Here is a 15,300-nt window from a genome sequence, read left to right as displayed (position 1 = left end):
ACACCGTGGCTGAATTCGATCTCCTCGTCATCGGCTCGGGTCCGGGCGGCTATGTCGCCGCCATCCGCGCCACACAGCTGGGCCTGAAGGTCGGCATCGTCGAGCGCGAGAACCTCGGCGGCATCTGCCTGAACTGGGGCTGTATCCCGACCAAGGCGCTGCTCAAGTCGGGCGAGAAGTTCGAAAGCCTTTCGCACCTGAAGGAATTCGGCCTGTCGGCCGAGAAGGTCGGCTTCGATTTCGACGCCATCATCGCCCGTTCGCGTGGCGTGGCCAAACAGCTGAACGCCGGCGTCGGCTATCTGATGAAGAAGAACAAGATCGAGGTCATCGAGGGGACCGCGGCGCTTGAAAAGGGCAGTACCGCCCCGAAGGTGGTCATCGCCCTCAAGGCCGGTGGCAGCCGCACGGTCGCGGCAAAGACCGTCATGCTGGCGGTCGGGGCCCGGGCCAGGGCCCTGCCGCAGATCGGCCTCGAGGCCGACGGCGAGCGCATCTGGGCCTATCGCGAGGCCATGGCCCCCAAGAGCCTGCCCAAATCCATCATCGTCATCGGCTCAGGGGCCATCGGCATAGAGTTCGGCAGCTTCTATCGCGCCCTCGGCGTCGACGTCACCGTCGTCGAGGCCCTGCCGCGCATCCTGCCCGTCGAGGATGAGGAAGTGTCGAAGGCGGCGCAGAAATCCTTCGAGAAACGCGGCTTCAAATTCCGCGTCGACGCCAAGGTCACCAAGGTGTCGAAGAGCGGAAAGGGCGTGCAGGTCGCCATAGAGGCCGGTGGCAAGACCGAAACCCTCGAAGCCGAGGTCTGCATCTCGGCGGTCGGCATCACCGCCAATACTGACGGCATCGGTCTGGAAGCCCTGGGCGTCAAGATGGATCGCGGCCACATCACCACCGACAGCCACTGCCAGACCAATGTGAAGGGCCTGTACGCCATCGGCGACTGCGCCGGGGCCCCGTGGCTGGCGCACAAGGCCTCGCACGAAGGAATCCACGCCGCCGAGCATATCGCCGCCTGGAAGACGCCCAACGTCCATTCGCCGATCGCCGGCTGCACCTATTCGCAGCCCCAGATCGCCTCGGTCGGGATCACGGAGCAGGGGGCCCGCGAGGCCGGGCGCGAGGTCAAGGTCGGTCGCTTCCCCTTCAAGGTGAACGGCAAGGCCATCGCCGCCGGTGACACCGACGGTTTCGTCAAGACGATCTTCGACGTCAGAACCGGGGCTCTGATCGGAGCCCACATGATCGGGGCCGAGGTCACGGAGATGATCCAGGGCTTCGTCACCGCCATCACCATGGAGGCGACCGAGGAAGACCTGCACGGCACCGTCTATCCGCACCCGACCATGTCCGAAGCAATGCATGAGTCCGCGCTGGACGCCTACAGCCGCATGATCCACCTGTAGAAGCCTTGCCATGGCGGACGGCAGGGCGTCGAATGCCCGCATGAGCCGTCTTCATGCCCATGGTGAGTCCCACCAGATGTCCCGCATTGGCTGGATGCGCGCCGCTGTGCTCGGGGCCAATGACGGTATCGTCTCGACCGCCAGCCTGATCGTCGGCGTCGCCGCCGCCGGATCCTCCCGAAGCGCCATCCTGATCGCCGGCGGGGCCGGGCTGGTCGCCGGAGCCCTGTCGATGGCCGCGGGGGAGTATGTTTCGGTCAGTTCCCAGTCCGACACCGAAAAGGCCGACCTGGCCCGCGAGGCCGAGGAACTGGCGACCAATCCCGAGGCCGAGCACCACGAACTGGCCGGAATCTACATCAGCCGCGGCCTGACCCCGGACCTGGCTGTCCAGGTCGCCACCCAGCTGATGGCCAGGGACGCCCTCGGGGCCCACGCCCGCGACGAACTGGGCATTTCCGAAATCAGCACCGCGCGCCCGATCGAGGCGGCGTGGACCTCGGCCGTGACCTTTGCCGTGGGCGCGGCGGCCCCGCTGATCGTCGTCAGCCTGGCACCGACCAGCCTGACCGTTCCGCTGGTCAGCGCGACGTCGCTGATTTTTCTCGCGGCCCTGGGCGCGGCCGGTGCCCGAGCGGGCGGGGCCAGTTTGATGCGGCCGGTGGCCCGCGTCGTGTTCTGGGGGGCGGCGGCCCTGGCCGTCACTGCCGGGATTGGCACGGTGTTCGGCATCGTCGCATAGCGGCCGAAACCAAGCCCCGATTGCACGATCCATTTATCGCCTAAGATATATTATGCGAAACTAGAGGCCGGGAAAACGAGGCTGAAAGGGCCAGTTACAGCGAAAACCGGTCGCTCCAGCCATCGAAGGCCACTTCAACGCCACGCGGAACCACCACAGACAAGACATTGTAATCCAGATCAAGATGCAGATTGGTCAGCACCGATCTCGCAGCACCGGACCGCGCGATCCAGTCCAGCGTCCGGTCCAGATGCGCGTGCGTCGGATGCGGCGTCCAGCGCAAGGCGTCGACGATCCAGAGCTCGGCCCCACGCACCGCGTCGAGCGCCGCTTCGTCGAGACCCGAGACGTCGCTGGAATAGACCACCGGACCGATGCGGTAGCCCACCGACCGGATCGGCCCGTGGGCCTGGTCAAAGGTGTTAACGGGGATGGGACCTCCGGCGCCGTTAACGCTCCAGGCCTCGCCATGCGGCGGGACATCCTGGGGCTCAAGAATGGCCGGATAGCCCTCGACGCTGTCGAAGATATAGGGAAACCGTCCGGTCAGGGCTGCGCGCGTCGTCGCGTCCATCCAGGCTGGAATCCGCCCGCGCGCCCGCATGGCGAACACGCGCAGGTCATCGATGCCGTGGGTCTGGTCGGCATGGTCATGGGTGTAAAGGACGGCGTCGACGTGTTTGATCCCGGCCGCCAGAGCCTGGCTCCGGATATCCGGCGAGGTGTCAATCAGCACGCTGGTGACGCCGTCAGGCCCGTGGCGGCGCAGCAGCAGCGAACAGCGGCTGCGGCGGTTCCTCGGCTCGGCCGGATCGCAACTGCCCCAGTCGCCGTCACCACGCGGCACGCCGCCGGACGATCCGCAGCCCAGAATCACCACCTCCAGCTCGCCGGGCGTGCTCATGCGTCCACCGGACGCGGAACGCGGTCGAACAGGGCGAAGAAGGCGTCGGTCGTGTGCCGGTCGGCCTCTTCGGCGCTCCAGCCACGGATTTCGGCCAGCTTCTCGAGCACATGGCCGACATAGGCCGGCTCGTTGCGCCGGCCGCGATGCGGCATCGGGGCCAGATAGGGGCAGTCGGTCTCGACGATGATCCGGTCGGCCGGCAGGGTCCGGATCACGGCCCGGACCGCTTCTGCGGTCTTGAACGTGGCGATGCCCGACACCGAGAACCAGGCCCCCAATTTAACTGCCAGATCAGCGAGTTCCTGACCACTAGTATAGCAATGCATTAGCAGTTTGAATGGCCCGACGGCATGTTCCTCGGCCAGGATTGTGCCCATGACGGCGTCGGCCTCGCGCGTATGCACGACCAGCGGCAGGCCGGTCTCGCGCGCGGCGGCGATATGCTGGCGGAACACCGTCGCCTGGATGTCGCGCGGGCTCAGGTCATAGTGGAAGTCCAGCCCGCACTCGCCGATCCCGACCACCCGGGGCCGCGCCGCCAGATCGATCAGGGTCTGCGCCGTCAGATCAGCCGCATCCTTCGCCTCATGCGGATGGACGCCGACCGTGCACCAGATGTCATCATGGGCCATGGCCAGCGCGTGGGTGGCCTCAAAGGTGGTCAGCCGGTCGGAGATTTCGACCATCAGACCGACCCCGGCGGCGCGGGCCCGGGCGATCACGGCGTCACGGTCCTCGTCGAACTGCGGCGCATGCAGGTTAACGTGGCTGTCGATCAGCATCAGCCGGCTGCCTTGGTCCGCGCCAGATCGGCGAGCGCCCCGGCCAGCACATCGCCACGATCCAGGTTGAGCCCGGCGGTACGGTCCGGCAGGTCCGACAGCCGGGTCCACAGCTCGGCCCAGCGGGCCCCCTGCCCCCTGCCCTCATTCAGGGCCCTCACCTTCACCGCCGCGATCAGCCGATCCATCAGGGTCTCGAACCGCGCCTGCCCCTCTGCGCCACGGAACCCGTCGGCGATGGCCAGGGCCTCGGCCCGGTCGACCGTGGCCGCCTCGACCCAGCTGCGCGCCAGCCGGTCGGCCTCCAGCGTCGCGCCCGAGGCCAGGCCCAGGGCCGCACCCGGCGACCCGTTGGCCAGACCGGCGATCCGCCCCGCCTCGTCGGCCTCAAGGCCCGCGCGTTCGCGCAGCAGCTGCTCCAGCGTCGCCGGGGTCCAGACCGGAAAGGCGAGACGGCGACAGCGCGATCGGATCGTCGGCAGCAGCCGCCCCGGCGCATGGGTCACCAGGAACAACACCCCCTGCGCCGGTGGCTCCTCAAGAACTTTCAACAAGGCATTGGCTGCATTCAGATTCAAGTCATCGGCGGCATCGACGATCGCCACCCGGTACCGGGCCCGCGACGGGCTCTTGGAGAAGAATTCCGGCAGCTCGCGCGCTTGGTCAACCGAGATGGATTTCTTGGTCTTGCCCCCCTCGACCAGCCGTTCCAGCACCATCAGGTCCGGATGTGACTGGGCCGAAACCAGCTGGCTGACCGGATCGGATGGCCGCGCGCCGAGCGGTCCCCGGGTCGGGTCCGGTTCCGCGCCGAGCAGCCGGCGCGCGGCGCGATAGGCGAAACTGGCCTTGCCCGTGCCCTCGACCCCGCACAGCAGCCAGGCGTGATGCAGCCGCCCGCGATCCCGGGCCGCCTCAAAGGCGGCCTCGGCCGCCCGGTCCGGGATCAGGTCGAAACGTTCCCGCGGATGCTCGCTCATGACACGCGCGCCTGGACGGCGGCCCAGACCCGGGCCTCGACCTCATCCTCGGTGCCATCGGCGTCGATCAGGACGCAGCGGTCGGGATGGTCGCGGACGATCGCCAGAAAGCCCTCGCGCAGCCGGGTATGGAAGGCCACACCCTTGGACTCGAACCGGGTCTCGAACAGGCCGCGCCCGAAGGCCCGTTCCAGCCCGACCTCGACGGGCAGATCGAACACCAGAGTCAGGTCCGGCTGGTCCCCGGCGACGATACCGGCGTCCAGCTGTTCAATGAAGGCCGGCGGCACGCCCCCCCCGGCCCCCTGGTAGGCCCGGCTGGAGTCGGCGAACCGGTCACAGACGACCCAGCGCCCGGCCTCGAGCGCCGGACGGATCGTCCGCTCCAGATGGTCTGAGCGGGCCGCATACATCAGCAGGGTTTCGGTGCGCGGCGACCAGCGCTCGGCGTCCCCGGCCACGACCAGGTTGCGGATCGCCTCGGCCCCGGTCGAACCGCCGGGCTCGCGCGTCTGCACGACGCCGCGACCTTCGGCGCGCAGGCGTTCGACGAGCCGGCGGGTCTGGGTCGACTTGCCGGTTCCCTCGCCGCCTTCGAGAGTGATGAAGATTCCACGGGACACCGGCGCACCATGGCGACCCGGGACGGCCGTGCAAAGCCTTCGCCGGATATCAGGAGGCGGATATCAACAGGGCGTCGTCGACGCCGCGCGCCAGAACGGCCTGACGGGCCCGCTCCGCGGCGTTGGCGTCGCTCCAGGGACCGACCAGCACCCGGTACAGGGTGCCCTGGGCAGTCTGGACGACATCGACCGTGGCGCTGTCGCCCAGCCGTCCGGCGATCCGCTGCGCCGTGCGCCGATTCGCATAGGCCCCCGCCTGGACCCAGTAGGCCGTGCCACCGTACACCGGGGCCGGCGCGCTGGTCGACGCACGGGCCGGTGCCCGGGCCGGCGCGGTCGCCGAGGCCGTCTGCAGCCGCATGCCGCCGCCCCGGCGCGGGGCCCGACCCAGATAACGCACGCGCACCTCGCCGACGCCACGCGCCAGCAGGCCCAGTTCCTCGGCCGCGCCGCGCGACAGGTCGATGATGCGGTTGTCGACGAACGGGCCCCGGTCATTGACCCGCAACACCACACTGCGTCCGTTGGCCAGGTTGGTGACCTCGACCAGGCCCGGCAGCGGCAGGGTCTTGTGCGCGGCCGTCAGGGCATGCATGTCGAAAATCTCGCCGGTCGCCGTCGGGCGGCCGTTGAACTGGTCGCCGTACCAGGAGGCCAGGCCGGTTACGTCATAGTCGGGATCCTCGACCGGCCGGTACCACTGGCCGCGGATCTGGTAGGGCCGCATGGTACCGGACACGATCGGGGCCGGATCGGTGACCACCGGGACCCTCGCCGCGGCCGAATAGCCCCCGTCCCGCGCGCCGGCACTGGCGCAGGCGGCCAGCAGCGACATCAGGCCCAGGATCAGGAGCCCCTTCGACAGTCTTGTGGTCACGGCGGCCGGCACAGTTTTCATGATGAGCCGAGCATGCCCCAAGAGATTTCCGCTTTGGTTAATCCGCCGTTTGTTTGCTATGCCCCCTCGCCCGCCCCGGATTTGCGAATCCGGTCTGCAGGACAGGTGGCCGAGTGGTTTAAGGCAGCGGTCTTGAAAACCGCCGTAGGTGTGAGCCTACCGTGGGTTCGAATCCCACCCTGTCCGCCACACCGTCAGTCGCTGACGTCCTGGGGGGGCTGCATCCACTGAGCGCGCTGTCTGGCCGCAGACTCGGCGAGCGTCTCCGTTGACCGATCGTCGGTCGGAGTTCCCGACCAACAGCATTGCAGACATTTTCCGGCCGACACAGCCGCGTGGACGTACCGTTTGTCCCCTAGGCGCTAGCACCTTCGACGGCAGTTTGATTGCCAAGCCGGCTCCGGGCGGTGCTTGAGGATGGTCCCAGCAACGCAAGGCTCCTGCGTCTGACCCCGACTCCCCAGTGAACGGATCCGGAGGCCCGGTACGGGTGTTGTCCGGCTGGCCGCATCACATCGCGCGGCCAGCCGCGAGACCGGGGCCATCCGGTGAGCGTCCGGCCGCCGCGACTCCGGGCTGACAGTCGCCGTCGCTGACCTAGAAGCCGTAGACCAGCGAGAACCGGGTAGCGGTGTCGGTCGGCTCCCTGGCGACCGGCGGGTCGGTTTCGTGGCGCACGTTGAGCGAGGCCCGGCCGGACAGCGCGCCGGACAGCCGGGTGGTGATGGCCGTGGTCGACTCGACGGTGGTGCCGCTACCGTCGAGGTAGGCCGAGGCGACCTCGGTGAAGACGGTGTCCGGGGACAACGTCCACTCGTAGCGCAGCCCCAGACGGGCCCCGACCGTCGACTCATCGCCGGTGGCCAGGAAGCGGGTCTGGCGCGCGGCGACGCCGATGTCGGCGTCGAGCGTCATGGTCGGGCCGGTCAGGAACCGGTAGCCGACCCCGACCGACTCGCTGGTCCGCCCCTCAAACCCGGCGAACGGATCCCGCTCCCAGCCGACCAGCAGGTTGGCGTAGAGACGCTCACTGATCTTGTAATCCCCCTGATAGCCGACCGCGTACCGCTCGCGCGTCTGCACGCTGTTGCTGGTCTTGTGGTCGACGACGGCATTGAGCCGATGCCGCCAGCGCAGGCTTTCCTTCTTGAGATCGACGCCGAGCACCAGGCCTGTGTCCTCGGCGTTGCCGGTCGATAGCGCGCCACCGGCCTGACCCTGGCCGGACCAGCCCTCGCGAAAGGCCTGCCCGGACAGGGTCGCCACCCGCCGCTCCTCGGTCGCGGCACGGATCGCGGCAACCCGGGCGTCGATTTCGGCGATGGAGTCGGGATTGGTGATCCGGGCGATCCGGGCGATCGTGGTGAGATGATCGGGATTGTCGGCCGACGCCTCGATCATCGCCACCACCGGCTCCGGGATCGGGGCGGCCCGCGCCTGACCGGCAAGCGCGGCGAGGCCGGCGACAGGGAGAGCGCATACGGCAAGCAGACGGATCACAGGGATCTCCGGGCGGCAATAGGGGAGGAAGGCCCCCTTACACCACGGGACAACCGGCGCGTTAAGGCGAGCCGGCGTGAATCCAGGTCGGTCCGCCTCAGCGCACGACGGGCCTTTCGGAAGCCCCGCCCCCTCTCCCGACGGCCACCAGCCGCGGCCAGATGACGCACAATGCTCCGGGCGCGCATCCGACACCCGCCCGCCGTCGTCCCTGTTGGGGATCGCACCGACGCGATCGGCCCAGGAACCCCATCATGAAATTCTCAGCACTCATCGGCGCCGCCTCGGCCGCCGCCCTGCTCGCCGCTGCCCCTGCGGCCCTCGCCGATCACCACGGCGGCATGAACCACGCCACGGTCACCGTTGGCGGGGCCGCCATGTATCCGAGCAAGACCATCGTCGAGAACGCGGTCGCTTCGCCGATCCACACGACCCTGGTCGCCGCGGTCACCGCTGCTGGCCTGGTCGAGACCCTGTCGGGCCCGGGCCCCTTCACCGTCTTCGCCCCGACCGACGCCGCCTTCGCCGCCCTGCCCGCCGGCACCGTCGAAACCCTGGTCCGTCCGGAAAACAGGGCCACCCTGACGAAGATCCTGACCTATCATGTGGTCGCCGGTCGCGTGACGGCCGCGGATGTGATCGGCCTGATCCAGGCGGGCGGCGGGTCCGCGGCGATCACGACCGTCTCGGGAGATACCCTGACGGCGTCGCTGCGCGACGGCTCGGTCATCCTGACCGACGAGAACGGCGGCGTCGCCACCGTGACCCAGGCCGACGTCTTCCAGTCGAACGGCGTGATTCACGTTACCGATGCGGTATCGCTGCCGCAGTAGACCCGGCTACGCCCGCGTGCGGACGTGCCGAGCGGCACCTCCGCACGTCGGCACCGGCTGTTGGCCGGCGTCTTGACCACCATCCGTGCGGTCCCGTGGCGTCAGCGGGTCCGCCATTCAGAGGGAGAACTGCAATGCTGAAAGTCTGGGTTGGAGTCGCGGCCGCGCTGATGGCGGGGGCCTGTTCGACGGTCGGGGAGCGATCCGGGACGGAAGAGCCCGCCTATCAGGCCGTGGCACGGGTCGGCGATCTGGAAATCCGCCGCTACGGCGAACGCATCGCCGCCCAGACCGTCGTCACGGGCGACGATGCCGAGGCCCGCAACGCCGGCTTCCAGAAACTGGCCGGCTACATCTTCGGCGGCAACGACCGGCGGATGTCGATCGCCATGACCGCCCCGGTGGCCCAGTCCGGTGACCCGGTGACCGGGTCCGAGCGGATTTCCATGACCGCACCCGTGGCCCAGACGCCGTCCGGCCCTGACCGCTGGACCGTGCAGTTCTTCATGCCCGCCGCCTATTCGATAGAGACCTTGCCGGTCCCGCGCGATCCCGCCGTCCAGCTGGTCGTGGTTCCCGCTGAAACCTACGCTGTCCTGACGTTCAACGGCGGCAGCTCGGCTCGCGCTGTAGACGCCCGCACGGCCGACCTCCTGTCTGGACTGGCCGGCAGCGGCTGGAGTCCGCGCGCCGAGGCCGTGGCGTGGTTCTATGATCCGCCCTGGACCATCCCGACCTTCCGCCGCAACGAGGTTGCCGTCCGAGTGGAACGCACGAACGCCGCCGCGACCCGGGCGGACTGAACGCGACCTCCGGTCCGGCCCAGGTGGAATCAGTCCGGCGCGGTCTGCGCCGCGTCCGGTTTGGTCTCGCCCGACAGCTCCGGCACATAGAGGCCGGTGGCAAAGCCGGCGATCAGACCGGCGGGGCTGAACCGCGGACCGAACTGCCGGCAGGGGTCCGGTTGGGCGATGGGACGGGGTTTGCGGTCAGGCGGGGAAAAGGCGTCGCCGACGGCATCCCCGAACGGCTCGGCCAGTTGCAGGGCATCGCCGACCCGGGACAGGGACGGCGAGTCGGTTCCGACCACGGTCGCATTGCGGGCCCAGAGGACGGCTGCGACCTGGCGCGCATCCGGCCCCAGCAACTCGGCCTCGGCGGCCAGACCGCCGGTCGCGCCCGGCACCCGCACGCCGACGGGACCGGGAATGAAGAAGCCGGCCGTCGCCGACGCCAGCGAACCGGCCTGGCCGGTGGCCGCGATCCGCACCACCGCGGCCCGGATCGTCGCCGCGTCGGCCGCCGGGGCCGCGATGACGGTGAACCGTTCACTGACCTCATAGCAGACCTGACGGTCGACCTCCCGCAGCACGCGGGCCAGGTCACTGGCCGGCAGGCCCGCACCGGCTCCCTCGATCAGGACGGTCGGGGCGATGAAGACGCGCTCGATCCCGGCCGCAGCGTCGTCGTCCCGGCGTTGCAGCACCGAGGCTCGCAGGCTCTGCCCCGGCGCGGCCAGTCCCGCATAGGACTGGAGAAATCCGGACTGCGCCTCGGGAGCGGTCTGACAGGCACCGAGGGCAATCAGACCGGTCGCCGCCAGCAGGGAAAGGATACGGGGCATGAAAGATGTGGCTCCGGTGAGTCAGGGGCCGGCGCAACAGGTTTCGCCGAATCGCCAGTGTGGACGCCCGGCGGGCCGCTGACGACCCCACGCATTGCCGCAGCCGGGCCCTGGTCGGCGGGAAGCGCGGTGCCCCCCGGCCGACCCCATCAGCTGTGCCAGAGCTCGCATTCCCCCGCGCTGCCCGGGGCCTCCGCCGGACGGGCGGCCGAGGCCCCCCGGCAGGCGGCCAGCGCCACGGCATAGGCCCGGCGCGAATCCGGGGCGTTGAGGGCAAGGTCTTCCGGAACACCCGACTTCAGGGCCCGGACCAGCCCCGGCAGTGCCGCGATCTGTTGCGCGACACGGTCAATGAGCTGGAGTCGCATCAGAAGCTCGCGGGGAATGCCGCCATCCGGTGCCGCCGCCAGTTCGCCGGCAATCCCCTGGAGATCCTCAATCCCCTTCCCCAGATCATCGACCTGCCCGGCGATGGCCTCGAGGAGGTCCCGAACGGCGTAACCCTGGAGTTCGTCGGAACAAGGCATGCGTTCACTGTCCATGGGTCTACCGAAACACTTCCACGGTTCCCGAGCCCGCGGCCGAAGGAGCGGTGTTCGCCTCGGCGTTGAAGATGGTCGTCTCGGCCAGAAGACACTGACGGGCCCGGCCTGAAACCGGCCAGAACTGGATGCGCCGCGCCTGACGGCCGCCGACACTGCCGCGCAGCATGACCCGGATGCCCTCGTGTTCCAGGTAATCCCTGGCGAATTTGGCGTTCTGCCCGCCGATATCGGGCAGCCGGTCTGAAATGCGGGCCCCGCCAAACAGGCGGCCCTCGAGCGATCGCCGGTCAGCCCCCTTGCGGAGCAGGCCGTTGATCAGGACCTCGATGGCATAGGCGCCATAGCGCCGCGCCTCGGATCCACTGGCGTCTTCACCGTGCGGCAGAAGAAAATGGTTCATGCCCCCGACGCCCCGGACCGGGTCGTGCAGACAGCAGGCCACGCAGGACCCGAGGGTCGTCGTCAGGACCACCTCCGGCGAATCCGAGACTTCGAACTGCCCCTGCAGCAGATGGATCTTGCGCTCGCCCACGGCCACCCCGCCCGGCTGAATCGGGACCGTCAGGGTCATGTCAGCTGGCCGAACACGGCGGTGATCTTGCGGTGCAGGCTCTCCACCGTGAAGGGTTTGACGATATAGTTGTTGACCCCCAGCTCCACCGCCTTGCGCACCAGTTCCGTGTCCGCGTGGCCGCTCAGCATGATGAAGGCGGTCTTGGCGGTTTCAGGGTTCTGCCGGACCGCGCGAAGCAGGCCGAGGCCGTCGAGGTGGGGCATGTTCAGATCCGAGATGATCAGATGCCGCGGGCTGGTGGACAGAAGGTCCAGCGCCTGCACGCCATCCTCGGCCTCAATGACCTGGGTGATGCCGATGCCCTGCAGGCAGGATCGGATCATGGCCCGCACGGAACGCTGGTCGTCGACGATGAGCGTCTTCAGGTCTTTGGCGGCGGGCATCAGATGTCCTCGTCGATTGGGTCGGGCGCGGTCGCGGGATTACGGGCGTCAGCCGACCTTCGCCGACCGGGGTCAAGGCGGTAGGTCGTCGGCCCGACAATGCCCAGACCCGGCGTTTCGGGCGGCACCCGCTCCGAGTGGCCGAGGTACAGGACGCCACCCGGCATCAGGTGCGAGATCAACCCCGTGCAGATCTCGTCGCGAATTTCGGCATCGAAATAGATCAGGACATTCCTGCAGAAAATCGCCTGGAACTTCCCGCTCATGGGCCACGGCTGGCTGACGAGATTGGAGGTTCGAAACGAGATCAGACGGCGCAGATCGTCGTGCGCCAGCAGACAGGGTTTGCCGTCCACGGTCTCGCGGCGGAACCATCGCCTCTGGTCTCCGAGGGCGGCGTCGTTCAGCCCGTCCGAGGGATATGCGCCGGCCCGGCCCCGGGCCAGCATCTGGCTGTTGATGTCCGTCGCCAGGATCTTGAAATCGAACTGGTGAACGTCCGGCATCATCGACAGGACCGTCGCCGCGATCGAGTACGGCTCCTCACCGCTTGAACACCCGGCCGACCAGATCCGGACCCGCCCGCCGGATCGGGCCTGCTGGATGAGGCCCGGAAGCACATCCCTGGCCAGGCTGGTGAAATGGTGCGGCTCCCGAAAGAACTGGGTCACATTGGTGGTCATCGCCTCGACCATGAGCTGGCGCTCCCGGGCCCCCTCCTCACTGTCGATGAAGGTCCGGTAGCTCAGAAAAGACGGGAGGGTGAGGACGCGCAGGCGTTTTGCCAGCCTCGCATAGACCAGCGGGGCCTTGCTTTCGGTGAGTCTGATTCCGCTTTCGGCGCGGACGATCTCCGCCAGCCCCTGGAAGTCCTCGGCGGTAAAGGTCAGTTCCGACGGTGCCTGCTCCCCGTCATTCCATCGGTGCGATCTGTCAGCCAGGCTCATGGGGTCGTTTCCTGACGCGGCATCAATCGCTCGATGGCCACCACGCCCGCAATCATCTTTTCGGACGTCACCATCCGCGGAGCCAGCTCGGCAATGAAGTCGCAACCCGTCTCGGGGGTCTTCCTCATCTCCGACCGCGGCACCTGAAACAGGTCGGAGACGCGGTCGACCAGCAGACCGACAAGCCGCCCCTCGGTCCTGACGATGACGATCGCCGGCTTGGCGTTCAAATCCACGTCCGCCAGTCCGAGGCGTGCGGCAAGATCGATCACCGGCAGGACGGTGCCTCGCATGTTGAGGACCCCGCGCACGAAGGGCTTCGCGCCCGGTACGCGGGTGACATGGGTCCAGGCACGGACCTCCCGCACCGCCTGCACCTCGATACAGAAGTCCTGACCCGAGACCCGGACCGCGAGAAGGTCAACGGTGTCCGGCTGCGCGACGGGAGGAAGTCGGGCACTACGCATTGGCGAACAGCCGTTCCGGCGCGAAGCTACTCTGTCGGCGGCTCTCGATCAGTCCGTTCGCGTCGATGATCAGCGCCACCTTGCCGTCGCCCAGAATGGTCGCGGCGGCGATCCCGGCGACGGACTGGTAATTGTCTTCCAGGCTCTTGATGACGACCTGACGGGTGTCGATGATCTCATCGACCCGGAAGGCGATGGGTTCGGCGGAGTCGCTTTCAAGCAGCAAGGCGATCCCCGTGTCCATGTCCACGGCGTCGCTGCAGTAGCCGAGCAGAGACGCCAGATCGAGATAGGGCACCTGATCGCCACGGATCGAAAGCAGACTCGCCTGGGGCCCGATGGTCCGGATCTCGGCGGCTTTGGGTTTGATGGACTCCAGCACGGCGTTCAGCGGCACGATCATGCGCTCGCCGTCGACGATGACGAGCATGCCGTCCAGGACGGCCAGCGTCAGGGGCAGGCTGAGCACGAACGTCGTTCCGAAACCCTCCCGCGTCTGAACGGATATGCGCCCCCCGAGCGCCTGTACGCTTCTGCGAACGACATCCATGCCGACGCCGCGCCCGGACACGTCGGTCACGGCCTCCGCGGTCGACAGGCCCGGCTCGAAGATCAGATTGGCGATCTCGTGCGGAGTCAGATTGTGGTCGGCGCTGACGGTCCCCCGGGCGATGGCACTCTCGAGGACCCGCGCCAGATTGATGCCCGCTCCGTCATCGGACACCTCGATCACAACCCGGCCGCCACGATGGGCCGCCCGCACGCGAACCTCACCCACCGGCGGCTTGCCATGCCGGACCCGGTCTTCGGGCTGTTCGAGGCCGTGATCGATCGAGTTGCGGATCATATGGGTCAGCGGATCGGTAAGACCCTCGATCAGGCCGCGGTCGACTTCGGTGTCCTCGCCCTCGATGACGAGCCGGACCTGTTTGCCCGTCCGCCCCTCCATCTCGCGGACCAGGCGGGACATGCGCTGGAACACAGGTCCGAGGACCTGCGAGCGGATGGCCATGACGCTTTCCTCGAGCACACGGGTGAGGCCCTTCAGGTCCTCGATCGCCGCGTTCAGGGCCGTCCCCTCGGGGCCGCCGAAGGCGGTAGCGCATTCGGTGAGCACCGCCTCGCTGGTCACCAGTTCGCTCATCAGGTTGATCAGCCGGTCAACCCGGTCGACGTCGACCCGCAACATCGTGGCCCTGGGCCGCGTCGCCTCACCGCTGCTGCCGGCCAAGGACGGGGATTGCGCACGGCCGGCGTCGGCCTGCGGTTCGGTTGCGGCAGCCGTCGCACCCGGTGCGCCCGCCGCGTCCGACGTCACCGCCTCCAGGCTCAGATCGCAGTCCCGCTCGACAAAGTCGAACAGCTGCCGCAGGTCGGAGGGATCCGCCGAAGTCGTCACGACCGCGCGCCAGCGAACATAGGCGCCCCGCGGATCCAGCGCGTCGAGAAGCGGCAGACCCGACAGATCCGCCTCGATGACGCAGTCGCCGAATTCCGCCAGTTGCTCCAGCAGGAGCAGGGGCTCGTTGGCCGTCTCGAAGAGGGAGTCGTGAGGGCGGAAATCGACCGCCCAGGTCGACGTCACCGCAAGCGTTTCAAACTCGACGACCAGGGGGGTGAACACGATCCCGTCGTCCAGTTCCTCGTCCCCGGACGGAGCCGTCACCGCCGGCTGGGCGACGATACCTTCCAGCTCCGCGACGATGGCGTCGACCCGGGCGGGATCCAGCTCACGCTCTTCGCGGGCGGCGGTCGCCAGATCACTGAGAACGTCGACGGCCCGCAGCAGAACGGGGACGGCGTTCGGCAGCAGCCCCCCCCGGTCGCGCATGCACGACAGGACAGTCTCCGCGGCATGGGCACAACGGGCCAGAACCGCGATTCCGAAAATGGCTGCGCCGCCCTTGATCGAGTGGGCCGCCCGGAAGGTGGCATTGATGAGTTCGGGGTCGGTATCGCCGGCATCAAGCGCGATCAGGCCGGCTTCGAAATCACTGAGATGATCGGCACACTCTTCGAAAAAGACCTGGCGAATCGAGGCCAGGGCATCCGAAGGGAGCGCTCCGAATCCATCCGGTTCCGCCAC

At 68.3% G+C, this 15,300-nt stretch carries 17 protein-coding genes and 1 tRNA gene; 5 read left to right on the top strand and 13 right to left on the bottom strand.

All coding sequences use genetic code 11. The annotated features are described in order from the left end of the window. Window positions 1–5 precede the first annotated feature (5 nt). The gene (gene lpdA, locus AACZ75_RS10660) at window positions 6–1,409 is read left to right on the top strand and encodes a dihydrolipoyl dehydrogenase (RefSeq protein ID WP_339872830.1); all 1,404 of its coding nucleotides are present in this window, start codon (window positions 6–8) and stop codon (window positions 1,407–1,409) included. 40 nt (window positions 1,410–1,449) lie between these two features. Continuing rightward, window positions 1,450–2,151 carry a VIT family protein gene (locus AACZ75_RS10655; RefSeq protein WP_339872829.1) on the top strand — a complete coding sequence of 234 codons (702 nt, stop codon included), beginning with the start codon at window positions 1,450–1,452 and terminating at the stop codon, window positions 2,149–2,151. 94 nt (window positions 2,152–2,245) lie between these two features. On the opposite strand, the gene AACZ75_RS10650 is transcribed toward AACZ75_RS10655, so the two are convergent. Genes AACZ75_RS10650 through AACZ75_RS10630 form a run of 5 tightly spaced genes read right to left on the bottom strand, consistent with a single transcriptional unit; the run spans window position 2,246 to window position 6,341 of the window. After that, window positions 2,246–3,055: an MBL fold metallo-hydrolase gene (locus AACZ75_RS10650; RefSeq protein WP_339872828.1), complete on the bottom strand. Its 810-nt coding sequence runs from the start codon at window positions 3,053–3,055 to the stop codon at window positions 2,246–2,248. After that, window positions 3,052–3,840, bottom strand: a complete 789-nt coding sequence (locus AACZ75_RS10645) for a TatD family hydrolase (RefSeq protein ID WP_339872827.1) — start codon at window positions 3,838–3,840, stop codon at window positions 3,052–3,054. The genes AACZ75_RS10650 and AACZ75_RS10645 overlap by 4 nt, the downstream gene beginning before the upstream one ends. Next, window positions 3,840–4,820 carry a DNA polymerase III subunit delta' gene (locus tag AACZ75_RS10640; protein WP_339872826.1) on the bottom strand — a complete coding sequence of 327 codons (981 nt, stop codon included), beginning with the start codon at window positions 4,818–4,820 and terminating at the stop codon, window positions 3,840–3,842. The genes AACZ75_RS10645 and AACZ75_RS10640 overlap by 1 nt, the downstream gene beginning before the upstream one ends. Further along, the gene (gene tmk, locus AACZ75_RS10635; RefSeq protein ID WP_339872825.1) at window positions 4,817–5,443 is read right to left on the bottom strand and encodes a dTMP kinase; all 627 of its coding nucleotides are present in this window, start codon (window positions 5,441–5,443) and stop codon (window positions 4,817–4,819) included. The genes AACZ75_RS10640 and tmk overlap by 4 nt, the downstream gene beginning before the upstream one ends. Window positions 5,444–5,492: 49 nt before the next feature. Next, window positions 5,493–6,341: a septal ring lytic transglycosylase RlpA family protein gene (locus tag AACZ75_RS10630; protein ID WP_339872824.1), complete on the bottom strand. Its 849-nt coding sequence runs from the start codon at window positions 6,339–6,341 to the stop codon at window positions 5,493–5,495. Between the two features lie 99 nt (window positions 6,342–6,440). Between AACZ75_RS10630 and AACZ75_RS10625 the strand changes: the two genes are divergently transcribed. Next, a tRNA-Ser gene (locus tag AACZ75_RS10625) sits at window positions 6,441–6,530 on the top strand. A 408-nt stretch (window positions 6,531–6,938) separates the two neighbouring features. On the opposite strand, the gene AACZ75_RS10620 is transcribed toward AACZ75_RS10625, so the two are convergent. Next, entirely contained in the window at window positions 6,939–7,841 is a 903-nt protein-coding gene (locus AACZ75_RS10620) for a DUF481 domain-containing protein (protein WP_339872823.1), read from the bottom strand. A 254-nt stretch (window positions 7,842–8,095) separates the two neighbouring features. Between AACZ75_RS10620 and AACZ75_RS10615 the strand changes: the two genes are divergently transcribed. After that, window positions 8,096–8,674, top strand: coding sequence for a fasciclin domain-containing protein (locus tag AACZ75_RS10615; RefSeq protein ID WP_339872822.1), 579 nt, complete (start codon window positions 8,096–8,098; stop codon window positions 8,672–8,674). 134 nt (window positions 8,675–8,808) lie between these two features. Next, window positions 8,809–9,477, top strand: a complete 669-nt coding sequence (locus AACZ75_RS10610) for a heme-binding protein (protein WP_339872821.1) — start codon at window positions 8,809–8,811, stop codon at window positions 9,475–9,477. Between the two features lie 29 nt (window positions 9,478–9,506). Here the strand turns inward: AACZ75_RS10610 and AACZ75_RS10605 are convergent, their stop codons facing one another. The 7 genes from AACZ75_RS10605 to AACZ75_RS10575 all read right to left on the bottom strand — a co-directional run bounded on the left by AACZ75_RS10605 (window position 9,507) and on the right by AACZ75_RS10575 (window position 15,300). Beyond that, window positions 9,507–10,298: a DUF3313 family protein gene (locus AACZ75_RS10605; RefSeq protein WP_339872820.1), complete on the bottom strand. Its 792-nt coding sequence runs from the start codon at window positions 10,296–10,298 to the stop codon at window positions 9,507–9,509. A 149-nt stretch (window positions 10,299–10,447) separates the two neighbouring features. After that, window positions 10,448–10,825, bottom strand: coding sequence for a hypothetical protein (locus AACZ75_RS10600; RefSeq protein ID WP_339872819.1), 378 nt, complete (start codon window positions 10,823–10,825; stop codon window positions 10,448–10,450). Between the two features lie 19 nt (window positions 10,826–10,844). Next, window positions 10,845–11,414, bottom strand: coding sequence for a chemotaxis protein CheD (locus AACZ75_RS10595; protein WP_339872818.1), 570 nt, complete (start codon window positions 11,412–11,414; stop codon window positions 10,845–10,847). Further along, a complete protein-coding gene (locus AACZ75_RS10590) occupies window positions 11,411–11,800 on the bottom strand; it encodes a response regulator (protein WP_339872817.1) in 390 nt (129 codons plus the stop codon). The genes AACZ75_RS10595 and AACZ75_RS10590 overlap by 4 nt, the downstream gene beginning before the upstream one ends. Further along, window positions 11,800–12,747, bottom strand: a complete 948-nt coding sequence (locus tag AACZ75_RS10585; protein ID WP_339872816.1) for a protein-glutamate O-methyltransferase — start codon at window positions 12,745–12,747, stop codon at window positions 11,800–11,802. The genes AACZ75_RS10590 and AACZ75_RS10585 overlap by 1 nt, the downstream gene beginning before the upstream one ends. Further along, window positions 12,744–13,214 (bottom strand): chemotaxis protein CheW, encoded by a 471-nt coding sequence (locus tag AACZ75_RS10580; RefSeq protein WP_339872815.1) that lies wholly within the window; start codon window positions 13,212–13,214, stop codon window positions 12,744–12,746. Before AACZ75_RS10580 ends, AACZ75_RS10585 begins: the two co-directional genes overlap by 4 nt. Continuing rightward, the gene (locus AACZ75_RS10575; RefSeq protein ID WP_339872814.1) at window positions 13,207–15,300 is read right to left on the bottom strand and encodes a chemotaxis protein CheA; all 2,094 of its coding nucleotides are present in this window, start codon (window positions 15,298–15,300) and stop codon (window positions 13,207–13,209) included. The genes AACZ75_RS10580 and AACZ75_RS10575 overlap by 8 nt, the downstream gene beginning before the upstream one ends.

It is taken from the genome of uncultured Brevundimonas sp., from assembly GCF_963975535.1.
Lineage (GTDB): Bacteria > Pseudomonadota > Alphaproteobacteria > Caulobacterales > Caulobacteraceae > Brevundimonas.
The sequence above is the reverse complement of the archived record's forward strand: the minus strand, read 5'-3'. Positions and strand labels throughout refer to the sequence as shown.

Excerpts from the sequence above, each read along its gene's own strand:
- AACZ75_RS10655 (WP_339872829.1), top strand. The coding sequence starts at position 1,450 with ATGAGCCGTCTTCATGCCCATGGTGAGTCCCACCAGATGTCCCGCATT.
- AACZ75_RS10585 (WP_339872816.1), bottom strand. The coding sequence starts at position 12,747 with ATGAGCCTGGCTGACAGATCGCACCGATGGAATGACGGGGAGCAGGCA.
- AACZ75_RS10605 (WP_339872820.1), bottom strand. The coding sequence starts at position 10,298 with ATGCCCCGTATCCTTTCCCTGCTGGCGGCGACCGGTCTGATTGCCCTC.
- AACZ75_RS10590 (WP_339872817.1), bottom strand. The coding sequence starts at position 11,800 with ATGCCCGCCGCCAAAGACCTGAAGACGCTCATCGTCGACGACCAGCGT.
- AACZ75_RS10650 (WP_339872828.1), bottom strand. The coding sequence starts at position 3,055 with ATGAGCACGCCCGGCGAGCTGGAGGTGGTGATTCTGGGCTGCGGATCG.
- AACZ75_RS10610 (WP_339872821.1), top strand. The coding sequence starts at position 8,809 with ATGCTGAAAGTCTGGGTTGGAGTCGCGGCCGCGCTGATGGCGGGGGCC.
- AACZ75_RS10580 (WP_339872815.1), bottom strand. The coding sequence starts at position 13,214 with ATGCGTAGTGCCCGACTTCCTCCCGTCGCGCAGCCGGACACCGTTGAC.
- AACZ75_RS10600 (WP_339872819.1), bottom strand. The coding sequence starts at position 10,825 with ATGCCTTGTTCCGACGAACTCCAGGGTTACGCCGTTCGGGACCTCCTC.
- AACZ75_RS10645 (WP_339872827.1), bottom strand. The coding sequence starts at position 3,840 with ATGCTGATCGACAGCCACGTTAACCTGCATGCGCCGCAGTTCGACGAG.
- AACZ75_RS10640 (WP_339872826.1), bottom strand. The coding sequence starts at position 4,820 with ATGAGCGAGCATCCGCGGGAACGTTTCGACCTGATCCCGGACCGGGCG.
- AACZ75_RS10595 (WP_339872818.1), bottom strand. The coding sequence starts at position 11,414 with ATGACCCTGACGGTCCCGATTCAGCCGGGCGGGGTGGCCGTGGGCGAG.
- AACZ75_RS10630 (WP_339872824.1), bottom strand. The coding sequence starts at position 6,341 with ATGAAAACTGTGCCGGCCGCCGTGACCACAAGACTGTCGAAGGGGCTC.
- AACZ75_RS10615 (WP_339872822.1), top strand. The coding sequence starts at position 8,096 with ATGAAATTCTCAGCACTCATCGGCGCCGCCTCGGCCGCCGCCCTGCTC.